The sequence below is a fragment of the Pseudovibrio sp. Ad46 genome, from assembly GCF_001623065.1.
Lineage (GTDB): Bacteria > Pseudomonadota > Alphaproteobacteria > Rhizobiales > Stappiaceae > Pseudovibrio.
In genome coordinates this window covers 240,442-253,797 of record NZ_LMCG01000049.1, presented here as the reverse complement: position 1 = coordinate 253,797, position 13,356 = coordinate 240,442, and the positions used below count along the sequence as shown (strand labels likewise).

Genomic DNA, 13,356 nt, shown 5'->3' with positions numbered 1-13,356 from the left:
CTATCTTACAGCTCCGAGCAGTTCCTTGAACATATTATCAACCGTCGACATCAACCGAGCAGAAGCTGAGTAGGCTGTCTCGATCGTCAATAAGCGCTGCATCTCAGTATCAAGATTGACGCCAGTTTTGTTGGAAAGCATTTGCGCATTTGAGCTAAAAGCTGAGGCATCAAGCGTAGAAGTCTCTGTCGCCATTTTCCGCTCAGCGCTGAACCAACTTACAGTGTTAGCTGCGAAGTCTTTCAGAGTTGAAGTTGGATTAACTCCTGCAGAAGTTGCAAAGGTGCGTTCTTTGTTCAAAGCTGTTTCATAACCCCTTAAAAGGTCTGAATACCCTGCACTATCGTTAGTATTATGTTTAAACGTTGCACCGTTGATACCACCATCACGCAACAGCTTGACATCCCCCCCCTGAGCGGGATCTACGGCAGCATGAACCTTTAACCGACTAATTAGGTCTCCGCCCCCCACTGCAAATGTAAACAATCCGTCACCTGACCCCACTCCTGGGGTAGGTTCTTTTTCCTGAAAAGCATCAACTAATGCATTAGCAGTCTCATCGAGCTGAGTTTGCATTGTAACGAGAGTATCGTCGCGAATTTTTGCATAACCAGCAACTGCTCCCCCAGACACTGGCATTGTTGCACCTGGTCCAGCTACAGCAATTCCATCGACTAAAATATTTTTCCCAACCTCACCAGACCCAAGTGAAAGCGAAGTATCAAAGGAGACTTCTCGTGGAGCCTTTTCAAAAAGAGTGACACCACTATCCGTGTAAACGGCTACGCCGTTATCATTCTGATCAAGAACGGTAATGCCAATCTCTTCCGAGAGAACCCGCAGCATTTCATCCCGCTGATCCATGAGACTATTTACGTCCTGCCCAGCATTAGAACCCGTCACAATCTTAGAATTTACACCCTCTAAGTCTGATAAAATCTTATTAATATTGTCGACGGCACGACCCATCGCTGCATCAGCTTCTAGACGAGTTTCTTTTAACGCCTCTGAAGATTGCTTTAAATCATCGACCAATGCATTTGCGGAGTTAATGACCGACTGACCAAGAACCTGGTTAGCTGGATCATTACTGTATGAAACAAGTGTTTCACCCAACTCCCCAACTCCAGATGAAACAGTAGTACCGAAAGGCACCTGCCCTGAAGGGTTAAGCTGATTAAGCATATTGGCATAGGAACCAGATGCGACAGCTGCGCTTCCAGTCTTTAAAGTTGCCTTAAATGCCGCCTGATTAACCATCCGCGACGCATGAGAAACATAAACAACAGAACCTGTGTCGCTTACAATATTCTGAACAACTGCTTCTTGGCGCGAGTATCCAGGATTATTGACATTAGCGACATTGCGGGAAGCAATCGCCATTTCAGCCGAACGAGCTGCGATGGACGATTGCGCTGTAAGCATTGCAGAAGTAAGAGACATATCGCGCGCCCTTAACGTAAGTTATTCAGCTCTTGGAGCAATTCAGAACTTGCGTTGAACACTTTCGTGTTCGCGCTATAGGTGCGCTGCGCTTGAACCATCTCAGTCAACTCAGCCGCCAGATCAACATTTGATCCTTCTACAGCTCCTGAGTAAAGCGTACCGAACCCGTTATCTCCCGGGAAGCCGACCGCTGGATCACCCGACGCATCGGTTGCCGCGTAAACATTACCGCTTTTTGCTTGCAAACCATCCGGATTTGAGAAGTTTACGATTTGGATTTGATCCAATAACTTCTCAGCACTTCCTTCATAAACCCCAAAGACACGACCATCAGACTCAATTCGAATATTCTTGATAGTCGATGGACCGTAACCATCGATATCAACTTTATTAACACTGAACTTATCGCCAGCAGTCACTGTTTTACTAAGGTCAAGTGTTAGTGTATCGCCATTTGGCACTGTAAATGCTAACTCAGTCGGTGAAGGCGTTGCACCTTCCATAAGGTTTCCTGAGCCATCAAAGACCAAATCAACATCAGCCAGTTCAACAGGCGGGGTAGTTGTACTATAAGCCTGAACTTTCCAAGTTGAATCATCTACTGTAGTGCCAGTCATATTCTGATCAGTCTTGGAATAAACAAGATCAATCTTTACAGCATTACCGTTTTGATCAAAAGTACTTACAGATGTCTTGTAGTCAAAGTTGGTTGGCAGCCCAAAAGGACCTGCCCGAACGGCAGTACTAGAAGCCAAATTCACTCCTAGCTCACCTGTTGTACTCGCCTGCCAAACCGGAGTATTCAAATCGACAGTAACCGGAGCTCCACCTGCAGAGAGAAGTTTATACCCTCCTGAGTTCACCATCTGGCCGTTTTTGTCGAGAACAAAGTCACCTGCACGCGTGAAGTAAGTACTTCCTTGAGAATCTTGCACCTGGAAGAAACCCTTGCCGTTGATCGCGAGATCGGTACCGCGGGAGGTGAAGTTGAAGGCGCCTTGTTGGCGGACGGACTGAACAACGGTTGTGTTCACGATGCCGGATTCATGACCAGAGCTACTACCAGAACCAACAAGGGAGGAGAATGCTGTTTTGTAGCGTTTGTAGCCTACGGTGTTCGCGTTTGAGATATTGTCTGCGACAGTTGAGAGTTTGTTCGACTGCGCGTTCATACCTGACACGCTGGTATTCATAATTCCGTAGAGGCCCATGGTGTGCTCCTGGCTACATCAATTGCAAAATTAACTCGTGGCAGTAAAGCTTGTTAATCTTGTCTGAGCCTGACCCGAAACCTGTTGAATTATTTACAAAATTTTAATGAGTTCGGCGTCCATCGCCCGTAACCGGACGCGACGATATTTTTGATCACGCGGCATACATAACGCTTTTGTGCAGGGTTGTTGTTTGGCCCGGCATGGTACCTGGCGACGGCCATGGTCCAGCTCTTCTCGCGCTGCTTCAACTCAGAGAGGAATCTTGCTGCATAAGCAACATTTTGCGAAGGATCGAGCATTGCACGGAGATCGGAGAACTTACTGAGATGGTAGTAAATGTTGATCTGCATACAGCCAACATCAATCAGTTTCACACCCCGATTTCGCGATCTCTTAATCGCAGCGAGCGCTTCTGTTGCGCTGTCGGCGAAGTAGGCCTTGCCAGCAATATTGAGAGCATAGGGATGTAATGAATTTTTGCGGCCTGTCTCAGTCAGACCAACCGCATAAAGGATCCCAAGCGGCACGTCGTATTGCTGTGCTGCTTCCTGCATCTGACGCTCACACGGGCGGATGGCCTTCTTCTTTCCAGCCGCCTGCGCAGAGAGTGCTATCAGACTACAAATAGATGCCGCTGCGAATATCTTGAGCGTCCGCTTCATTCTGCCCTACCCCGGCATGATCCGCATGTGGTTGGTCGTCCCAGCTTTGCTGAGCCCCAGCTTCACCGCTATCTCCATCAGAATTCTCTCCCCGACCGAACCGTTCCTGATTTTGCCCAGGCTGACGCATTTGATCAGAGACTTCCTCTTTGAAGTTGACGGTGATGTTTTGTGTCTCAGTGCGATAACCAGCATCTTGCAGAACACGTGCCAATGCCTGTCGATCACCCTTCAGCATATCTGCTGCTTCCCGGGTGTTCGTAACAAGAGAGATTTCCAACTCACCACCGCGCATTTGGATATTTGCACGAACAGCACCAAGATTGTCCGGCCGCAGCTGGATCTCGAGCGATTTAACAGGCTTTGCCGCTTTTGCATCAGCAGCTTGAGCTGCCAACTCCTGAGCTGTATTTGCTGCAGATGCCGCCTGAGAGAGTTGCTTGGACAAAGCACTGGCGACCTGTTGCGCAGGACGCCCCAACTCAGCAGGTGGAAGGTGTGTCTCAAGACTGACCACTTTAACTTCACCGCCCACTGCAGGCTTGCCAGCATTCTGGTTTATAGAGGCGTCTGGTTGCGATTTGCCTTGCTTTAGCAGAAAGTCAGCTGATAGCTGCTTAGCTCCGGTTGCATTTCCTTCTGCCTGAGGCAAGTTGATTGCACCGCTACCTTCGAGCTTTGGGCCAGCATTAGCAGACTTAAGACTGCCTACTTCTGAGGCACCCTGCCCCTGAGCAGTTCCACTCGTTTTCGCGGTACCCGATTTCGCATCGGCCTCGCCGCTCAAGGCCTTCAACTCTTTTGAACTTAACGCGTTCAGAACCTGAGCCATCGTCCCATCTCGACTGGTAACGGCGGATCCGCTCATATTAGCAAGGCCGGTCATTGAACTCATCTGCAATCCAGCTTTTTGCTCAGCTGTCATTGCTGCATTAACGACAAGCTGCTTGGCCAACAACTCATCCGTAAGCAATTCTGCAGCGCTTGAAGCCTTTTGAGCGGCTTCAGCCTCACCTTTCGCAACAGTTTCGTCGACTTCATCGGCGTCAGATGAACCTGCGCCAGCTTTTTTCAAAAGGTCTTTGAGAGCTTCTGAAGCATCAGCCTCGCCCTTATCAGACTTAGTCTCTGTTGATGCAGATTTTGTATCTTTTTTCTCGTTAGAAGTATCTCGGCGATCCGGTATTTTTTTGTCATCGCGAACTTTATCGATGACCTTATCAAACCCGTTCGCACGATCATCTTTTTCGGCACGAGCGAAATCTTTACGAGTATCTGCTGCATCTTTAGCAGAAGCACTACGATCTACATTGGGAAGAGTTGCATTCATCAAAACTCGGCCTCTTTCAGTGCTTCATCTGCATCGTTTAGTGCGTTTTTAAATGGGACTAACACTTCAGTGTCATAAAGCTTCTCATCCAGCCCAACGTGTGGAACGTAAGGGACATACTCGGAGGCAGCAGGCGTTTCTGGCTGTGGCCATTCTCGAATTGTATTTGCCATAGCGATTGCAGCAGCCTGGATCAATTGATTACCTGCACTTAAGTCTGCAGCCTTTACCTCAACCAAACCAGAGATTGCCTGTTCCCACTCTTCACCAGAAGCTTTGGCGGCTGAAAGGTAAAGCTTGGCTTCACTCACACGCTCTGCATCATCTGAATTCAGCTCAAGAAATGCGGCGCTTCCTTTAACTGCAAAAGCGGTATTACCACTGATCAAAGCAGCTTTGGCGAGGCGAAGGAGAAGGATGCTTTGAGATTCCTCGTCAAACTCCGATACCAGTTGGAACACGCGGTCCCACTCATCTTCTTGCTTCAGGTAATCAGAACCGCTGATCACATCAGCGACCGTGTCCCGAAATTCAGAGGCAAATACAGAGGAGCTATATTGGAACAGATACCGACGAGACAGTCTCTCGAACTTTTCTGTATCGCCCAGCTCTGCAACCATTGGCGCTTGTCTGCGCAATGCGCTCTCTTCCACAAGCGTCCCAGGCATCATCAAGCGCGCAAGATCAAAATAACGCTGTGCGCCTGCCGGGTCATTATTGGAAATCAAGATCGCCTGCGCGAGAGCCACCTGACCTGCAACAGCTACCGGAAGCGTTATTGGATCGACCTTTAACAACAAGTTCAACGCCATTTGGCGATTGCCTTGCGAATAGGCCATGGCGCCGGCAAACAGGTTTGGATCACCTGTAAACTTCACCCCCTGAACCGCAAGCTCCTGAAAAACTGACCCGGATCCGCCACTGAGCATAAATGACACAGCAGCACGTGAGTTTTTCTCCAACTTCCAAATCTCAGGATCCAGCCGAAGGAACCGACGGCCAATCACAATGAGAGAAGGTTGCAGCAAGTTGTAAGCTTCCAGATTCCCTTTAATGATCTCATCTTGAAGAATCTGCAGCTCCAGAACCATAAGATCAGGATCTGCTGTCGACACCATCTGAGCCGATGCTGGCTGAAGGTTTATCGCAACAGGACTTGCAGCCAAAATCAGCGCAGTGGTCAGTAGTCCAGACCTCAGGAGCGAAGTTCCAGCTTTTCTTGCAGCGCTAACCAGCATCAAGCCTTCCCTTTCATCAGCATAATTTCAATGCGGCGGTTCTGAGGAGCGTATGGCTCTTCGACGTCCTTCAGACGGCGGTCTGCATAGCCTTCAATGCCTACGATACGGTTTTCATCCAAACCACCCCGAGTGAGCATGAAATAAGCCATGTGGGCACGAGCCGTTGACAGGCGCCAGTTGTCGTTACGCTTGGATTTAAATGGCCGTGCATCTGTATGACCGCGAATGACGATCTCACCGTTCTCTTCTTCAAGAACCTTCGCAATCTGCTCCATCGCTTTCACAACATCCGGATGAGGTTCAGAGGACCCGACAGCGAACATTCCAAAGTCGTCATTGTCCATGATGCGGATCAGCACACCATCTTGAGAATGCGTGAATTCAATGCTCGCTCCGGTTTTCATTCCTTCAAGTGCTTCACCAACTGAGTTCGCCAGAGAGACCAGCTGTTTATTGCCTTCGTCGTCCTCATCATCGCCAGATTCGGACTTCTGAGATGGCTCTATAGGCTTTGCGGCAGGCATTACTGCAACAGCTTCAAGCTTGGCATCAGCCGGTTCAACTGACTCTGTAACAAGATCAGGCTGCTTTATATCAACCTTCATGCTGGCGTTTTTCTGAATTTCCTCAGCGTCCTCGATCAGTGTCGGAACTTCCTGTTCTGCATCGTCAGCGGCAGCTGTTCCTGCTTTCACTTCAGCGAAAACAAGGCGCGTCATCACAGCATCTTCGCCATCTGCGTCTGCCTGACTCTGAGCAAGCTGCTTCAGAATTTCTCCCTCGGCAAAACTCTCACCTTTACCGTCTGGAGCATCACCGATTACAATCACTGAATTCTCAGCGGACGCCTCGCCCGAAACTGCCGGAAGGCTCTTACCTCCACGCGCCAGTTCGGAAGCTTCTTCCAAGACTTTGATTTGCTCTGCGGTCAACTCATTCGCCGGAATACCTTCTTCTTTTTCATGAAGGATCGGAATTTGAGCAAGTAAAGGAGCATTTCCAGGCAGTTCATCTTCTTGCCAACCAGAGGGATCGAACGGATCGCGGAAACTGGTTCCGTCAGCCAAACCTTGCCCATCTGGATCACGGTTAGGAAGTGCAAAGAGAACTGGGGTCTTCGCCATCTTGAGCGAGCCTAAACCACCTGTTCCAGGTGAGCCGTCTGTCTCGACAGTAGATTCTGCTTCTGCAGCGAGCGCAGCAAGGATTGCATAAGGGTTATCAAAAAGCTGTGCTTCGCTGTAGCGGGCATCACGCTCATAATCACGACTAATGGCATTGATTGGCTTAACACCACCATCTTCGGCGTTCGCACCAGCGAGTTTTGAATTCTCACCGGTCTCCCGATCGGAAACAGGTTCTGGCCTGTCTGCGCCACCACCTGATGTTGGGCCCTTTTTCTCCGTACCGCCAGCACCTATAGGCTTACCATCATCGACACCTTCATCGCTATCAGTAATCGACGGCGTTTCTTCGGGATCTCGAATACCCTTTGGGCTTGCGGTAGAATCTACTAGTTTGATCGGATTGAAGTAACTTGCAATACCGCGCTGAGAAGCCTCATCGGATGCATTGACCAACCACATGAGAAGGAAGAATGCCATCATCGCAGTTGCAAAATCTGCATAAGCAATCTTCCAAACACCAGACTTAGGGACGGTGATCATGTCGCTGTTACGCCTGCGAACGATAATCAGTTCTTGTGGTTCCAACGCCATGGCTACTACTCTCCCAGCGTACTGCGAAGCTCCTCGCACCATTCCGATAGGCCGGTGGAAAGCGCCATGTCAGACACCTTCACCACGAGATCAGTGCTGGAGTTTTCAGAAAATTTAATTGTGTTTGAAAGTTCACCAGTTTTTTTGCCGAACAAATCAAATAAATATTCGGGCCCAGTTACCTCAAGCACGACTTCAGGCGTTTCAGAGAGTTGTTGACGCACGACCTGCACCAATGAAGTTACAGCACGATCCCGTGCGCTCTCTTCGATAAACGGAACCAGAATTTCGGAGACTGCCTTAGACAGTCTGTCTTCAATTTCGACGAGAGACTGCTGAAAAGCTTCCTTTAACTTCTCGCCCTCCCCCTCTTTGAATGCTTTTTCTCGCTCGATCAGCTCAACGTCTAATTCTTCACGCATCTTCTTGACGCGCTCATCTGCACCCGACTTGGCAGCTTCTTCTCCCTCTGAGAACCCATTTTCATAAGCCTCGAAGACACGGTTAACCCAGTCCCCACCTTCGCCATACCCTTTCGGAAGCATTGAGATCACTTCCTGCATATCCTGAAGGTCTTTGGTGGTAACGCCTGTATCTGTCGTAAAGTCTGCTAGATAGTCGTTGATGCCGCGTGTCATCCAGCACGCTCCTGATCATACATCCACTGTTTCAGAATGATTGCAGCCTGCATGTCATCCATCTCGACAGCACGCTCAAGCTTGCGAAGATTATCACGGTTTACAACGGTCGCATCAACGCCTTCACCAGACATGCCGTCCCCGTTTGTGTAATCTGGCAACTGGCCATCTTCGCCTTCAATTTCACCATCACGAACAGCGTTGGAGTTGGCACCAACCGGCAAACCTTCTTCAACCTCTTCAGATTTAGGAATAAGGAAGGCGACAGCTGGGCGCAGACCGAACCAAATAATCATCAGCGTAACAATAAGGATTGCACCAGCGTTGACCACTGATCCCATATTGCGCATCAACACATCCTGCCAGGTCCGCTCTGGAATTGCAGCGAGCTGCTCACCAGCCAGCATAAAGTTCACAGCAGAAACAGAAACCTTATCGCCGCGCGCGATATCAACACCGGCTGCTGTTGCGATAATTTCTTCGATCTCTTCGACCTTTTCGGTCAGATCTGCTTCGGCACCATCAACAACAGCATCGCCTTTTTGCCCTTCGACACGACGTGCTAATTCCTCAACAAGACGATCACGATTAACCAGCACAGCAATGCTCATGCGATCAATACGATAATCATCAAAGATAGTCTCGACTGTGCGTGATGAAATTTCGTAGTTCGTCAGCTCTTCACGGCGTTCATTTTCCTCTGAAGAGCGCTCACCGGATTGCGATGACACCGCCTCTTCAGGCAGGTTCTGCTCAACAGTGGTTGGATTTTCCAGACTAGCATTTTGAGCGCTCGCATTTTCGCGCACCACGCGGAAAGATCGCTCAACACGCGTCTCGGGATCATAGGAGGTTTCGGAAACCCTTTGATTGTCTGTATTCACAGAGGCAGAAACACTGACCTCAAAGTTATTTACACCGAGATAAGGTGCCAGCGCCTGGCGGATCGCATTTTCCTTACGCGACGCCAAATCAGCTTCCAACATTGCCTTACGGCCAGTGGACGCGCTCTGCGCATCTTCACCCGCGGCAAGAAGCTGACCCTCAGTATCAAGAACCGTCACCGCCTCTGCAGTAAGACCCGGAACGGCAGCTGCAACAAGGTAACGGATAGATTGCGCAACCGAGTTTGTCTGAACACCCTCGGTGCGAATAAGAACGGACGCTGTTGGTTTTTGGTTCTCGCGTCTGAACGTTGCTTTTTCCGGAAGAACCAAATGCACGCGAGCAGCTTTTACGCCCTGCATACTTTGGATTGAGCGAGCAACTTCACCTTCAAGAGCACGGACTTTGGTCACGCTCTGCATGAAGGACGTCAGCCCCAGGGAACCCATTTCATCAAAGAGCTCGTAACCTGCACCCGATCCGCGCGGCAGACCCTTTTCCGCCAGCAGCATACGAGCACGAGCCGTTGCGCCAACACCGACTGAAATCGACGTACCATCTGCGTTCACATCAAACGGAACACCGCTGGCCTGCAACGCCATGCCGATCTGAGTGACATCGTCCCTCTCCAGATTAGCGTAGAGAATTTCCTGCTCCGGACGGGACAAGAGATATGCTGCTGCGCCAATCGCAACAAACGTAAATAACCCAATAAAAGCGAGCACCATCAGGCGCTTTGCACCTAACTCGGCCAGATTACCATAGATTTTTTCGGCGTTTTCACGAGCTGCCATTGCGACCTCTGCAGGTGTATCAATGGCGCTACCTTCGCTTTTCAACCTTGCGCGAACGTGATCAGGATTTACATTGGGCGAAAATCCACGGTTTCTCCGAGGCAATACAAGTTATTTCGAAGAAAACTAACAGTATCAGGTATATGCGTCTGCGTGGGTGATGCGCTGAATACTCGGCAGACCATTTACAGTCAAACCACAGCCCTGCCCTTTTAAGCGCTTGCTCACCCGATCAGCCGTTGCATTGATTGCTACAATTGTATTTGCACCGCATTCGATCTGACGAAGCTGCCCTTCTTGCTCAAAAAGCACATCTCGCGCCAGCGCTACAACAGAACTCCAGAAGCGCTCATTGCCCCGCAGAGCAAACGTCAAACCTTCGAGCTTCTGCTCAGATGTGAGCACAGAAAGGTCGACCTGACCTGCCTCCTGATCTCCTTGCCTGGAGATATTCAACTGATTACTTAACATCAAGCACCGCACAACTCAAAACAACCAACACGAGACAAAGCTTAAGAAAGCTTATTTCAAATAATGGTATATTTTATTGAACTTGCCTTAACCTGACTTGTAACAATTTTATCTAAAATTTTATCGTAGTTAAAAACAAAGGCCCCGGCGATTAACCGGGGCCTTAAAGCTTCTAGGGTTCTCAAAGTTTTCCGGATTAACGGAACAGGCTGAGGATGTTCTGAGAAGCGTTGTTTGCGATGGACAGAGCCTGAATACCGAGCTGCTGCTGGGTCTGAAGTGCTTTCAGACGAGTAGACTCTTCATTCATGTCCGCATCAACAAGCTGACCGATACCACGATCAATCGCATCAGACAGATCACTTGCGAACTGCTTTTGCATGTCAACACGCGCCTTAGCCGAACCAAGATCGGTCGCTGCACCAGTCATGGTCTGAAGTGTTGCATCAACACGCTCATAGATCGCGTTCAAGATAGCTTTGTCAGAAACGGAGTCAGTCAGACCACCAACATCAAAGGTGAGAAGGCTATCTTCAGCGAGTTCAGTATACTTAGTCTCAATTGCACCAGCAGCTGTAGCCAAAGTACCTGTAAGCAATGCCGCAACAGCGGTACCATCCGCTGGATCAGTACCTGAGGCTGCAGCTTCAGCTATAACCAATGCTTCCAACTCATCAATCTCAAGGCCTTCATAGGCCACAGTACCATCAGTAAAGGCGATAGCCAAATCGCCACCAGCAGTGGAACCAGTAACAGTAATGTTTGCAGCTACAAGATCAGCAGGATCGACATTATTACCATCGATAGCACCAAACTGCTGGGAGAGAATACCGCTATTGGCAGCCGCATCAGTGTTAGTATCAACCAGAACGATAGAGCTTGTGTCTACGTCGATGTTCTGAATTTCAACCTGACCATCCGCAGTACGCGTAAAGGAACCAACAATCTCCTTATCAAGGTTGTCAGCGGCTTTATCCTGCTGCAGCCAGTTTTCGCCGGAGAAGTTTGCAGAGGATGCAATGGTCTGCAGCTGTTCCTGCAGCTGTTTGATATCAGCCTGGATCTTGCCTTTATCAACAGTACCATCTTTTGCAGTGGTCAGCTTTGCCTTGATTTCATCAACAACGTCAACTGCTTTATCCATTGCAGTGAAGGCAACGTCAACAGTAGCAGCACCAAGACCCAAAGCATCCTGAACAGCGCTCAGTGCTTTGTTATCTGATTTCATGGTTGTTGCAATAGACCAGTAAGCCGCGTTATCAGATGCATCACTCACACGCATACCGGTGGAGATACGGTTCTGAGTTTCCGCCATGTTGTTGTTGATACCCTTCAAAGTCTGAAGAGCTACCATTGCGGATGAATTGGTCAAAAGAGAAGACATAATACTTGCCCCTTATAGAATGATTTGGGACATTCCGGATTTACCCCCGGAGCTACAGAATTGCATCATGCACTTTGAATCCCAAAGCCTGTAACAGATCTAAAGATGACTCACGAAGCTTACGCGAAGCTGCACATATAGATAAAATGCAACACAAAAAAGAAGCCCCGGCAATTAACCGGGGCCTCAAAGCTTCTAGGGTTCTCAGAGATTTCCGGATTAACGGAACAGGCTGAGGATGTTCTGAGAAGCGTTGTTTGCAATGGACAGAGCCTGAATACCGAGCTGCTGCTGGGTCTGAAGTGCTTTCAAACGAGTAGACTCTTCATTCATGTCTGCATCAACAAGCTGACCGATACCACGATCAATCGCATCAGACAGATCACTTGCGAACTGCTTTTGCATGTCAACACGCGCCTTAGCCGAACCAAGATCGGTCGCTGCACCAGTCATAGTCTGAAGTGTTGCATCAACACGCTCATAGATCGCATTCAAGATAGCTTTGTCAGACACGGAGTCAGTCAGACCACCAACATCAAAGGTGAGAAGATTGTCTTCAGCGAGTTCAGTATACTTAGTCTCAATTGCACCAGCAGCTGTAGCCAAAGTACCTGTAAGCAATGCCTCAACAGCGGCACCATCCGCTGGATCAGTACCTGAGGCTGCAGCTTCAGCTATAACCAATGCTTCCAACTCATCAATCTCAAGGCCTTCATAGGCCACAGTACCATCAGTAAAGGCGATAGCCAAATCGCCACCAGCAGTGGAACCAGTAACAGTAATGTTTGCAGCTACAAGATCAGCAGGATCGACATTATTACCATCGATAGCACCAAACTGCTGGGAGAGAATACCGCTATTGGCAGCCGCATCAGTGTTAGTATCAACCAGAACGATAGAGCTTGTGTCTACGTCGATGTTCTGAATTTCAACCTGACCATCCGCAGTACGCGTAAAGGAACCAACAATCTCCTTATCAAGGTTGTCAGCGGCTTTATCCTGCTGCAGCCAGTTTTCGCCGGAGAAGTTTGCAGAGGATGCAATGGTCTGCAGCTGTTCCTGCAGCTGTTTGATATCAGCCTGGATCTTGCCTTTATCAACAGTACCATCTTTTGCAGTGGTCAGCTTTGCCTTGATTTCATCAACAACGTCAACTGCTTTATCCATTGCAGTGAAGGCAACGTCAACAGTAGCAGCACCAAGACCCAAAGCATCCTGAACAGCGCTCAGTGCTTTGTTATCTGATTTCATGGTTGTTGCAATAGACCAGTAAGCCGCGTTATCAGATGCATCACTCACACGCATACCGGTGGAGATACGGTTCTGAGTTTCCGCCATGCTGTTGTTGATACCCTTCAGAGTCTGAAGAGCTACCATTGCGGATGAATTGGTCAAAAGAGAAGACATATTGTTTGTCCCTTAATAAGAAGAATTGGGACATTCCGGATCAAATTCCCGGAGTTACAGAATTGCATCATGCACTTTGAAGGTCAAAGCCTGTAACAGAAGCTAACGATGACTCACTAGCCTTACGCCAAACTGACTCATTTACCTGAGTAGAAAAAAGCCCCGA

11 protein-coding genes are annotated in these 13,356 nt (G+C 48.9%); all 11 read right to left on the bottom strand.

What is annotated here, in order from left to right:
* The 11 genes from flgK to PsAD46_RS14270 all read right to left on the bottom strand — a co-directional run bounded on the left by flgK (position 1) and on the right by PsAD46_RS14270 (position 13,190).
* Positions 1 to 1,443 carry a flagellar hook-associated protein FlgK gene (flgK, locus tag PsAD46_RS14320; RefSeq protein WP_063307196.1) on the bottom strand — a complete coding sequence of 481 codons (1,443 nt, stop codon included), beginning with the start codon at positions 1,441 to 1,443 and terminating at the stop codon, positions 1 to 3.
* An 11-nt stretch (positions 1,444 to 1,454) separates the two neighbouring features.
* Complete coding sequence (locus tag PsAD46_RS14315) at positions 1,455 to 2,657, bottom strand: flagellar hook protein FlgE (RefSeq protein WP_063293144.1); 1,203 nt, start codon at positions 2,655 to 2,657, stop codon at positions 1,455 to 1,457.
* 89 nt (positions 2,658 to 2,746) lie between these two features.
* Complete coding sequence (locus PsAD46_RS14310; protein ID WP_063307195.1) at positions 2,747 to 3,322, bottom strand: transglycosylase SLT domain-containing protein; 576 nt, start codon at positions 3,320 to 3,322, stop codon at positions 2,747 to 2,749.
* The gene (locus tag PsAD46_RS14305; RefSeq protein WP_063307194.1) at positions 3,279 to 4,652 is read right to left on the bottom strand and encodes a flagellar hook-length control protein FliK; all 1,374 of its coding nucleotides are present in this window, start codon (positions 4,650 to 4,652) and stop codon (positions 3,279 to 3,281) included. Before PsAD46_RS14305 ends, PsAD46_RS14310 begins: the two co-directional genes overlap by 44 nt.
* Complete coding sequence (locus PsAD46_RS14300) at positions 4,652 to 5,890, bottom strand: hypothetical protein (RefSeq protein ID WP_063307193.1); 1,239 nt, start codon at positions 5,888 to 5,890, stop codon at positions 4,652 to 4,654. The genes PsAD46_RS14305 and PsAD46_RS14300 overlap by 1 nt, the downstream gene beginning before the upstream one ends.
* Positions 5,890 to 7,611 carry a flagellar motor protein MotB gene (locus PsAD46_RS14295; RefSeq protein WP_063307192.1) on the bottom strand — a complete coding sequence of 574 codons (1,722 nt, stop codon included), beginning with the start codon at positions 7,609 to 7,611 and terminating at the stop codon, positions 5,890 to 5,892. Before PsAD46_RS14295 ends, PsAD46_RS14300 begins: the two co-directional genes overlap by 1 nt.
* Before the next feature lie 5 nt (positions 7,612 to 7,616).
* Complete coding sequence (locus tag PsAD46_RS14290) at positions 7,617 to 8,249, bottom strand: hypothetical protein (RefSeq protein WP_063293146.1); 633 nt, start codon at positions 8,247 to 8,249, stop codon at positions 7,617 to 7,619.
* Positions 8,246 to 9,928 carry a flagellar basal-body MS-ring/collar protein FliF gene (gene fliF, locus PsAD46_RS14285; RefSeq protein ID WP_063293147.1) on the bottom strand — a complete coding sequence of 561 codons (1,683 nt, stop codon included), beginning with the start codon at positions 9,926 to 9,928 and terminating at the stop codon, positions 8,246 to 8,248. Before fliF ends, PsAD46_RS14290 begins: the two co-directional genes overlap by 4 nt.
* A gap of 135 nt (positions 9,929 to 10,063) precedes the next feature.
* Positions 10,064 to 10,399 (bottom strand): hypothetical protein, encoded by a 336-nt coding sequence (locus tag PsAD46_RS14280; protein ID WP_063307191.1) that lies wholly within the window; start codon positions 10,397 to 10,399, stop codon positions 10,064 to 10,066.
* Between the two features lie 196 nt (positions 10,400 to 10,595).
* A complete protein-coding gene (locus PsAD46_RS28740) occupies positions 10,596 to 11,783 on the bottom strand; it encodes a flagellin (protein ID WP_063293149.1) in 1,188 nt (395 codons plus the stop codon).
* 219 nt (positions 11,784 to 12,002) lie between these two features.
* Complete coding sequence (locus tag PsAD46_RS14270) at positions 12,003 to 13,190, bottom strand: flagellin (protein WP_063307190.1); 1,188 nt, start codon at positions 13,188 to 13,190, stop codon at positions 12,003 to 12,005.
* Between the last annotated feature and the right edge of the window lie 166 nt (positions 13,191 to 13,356).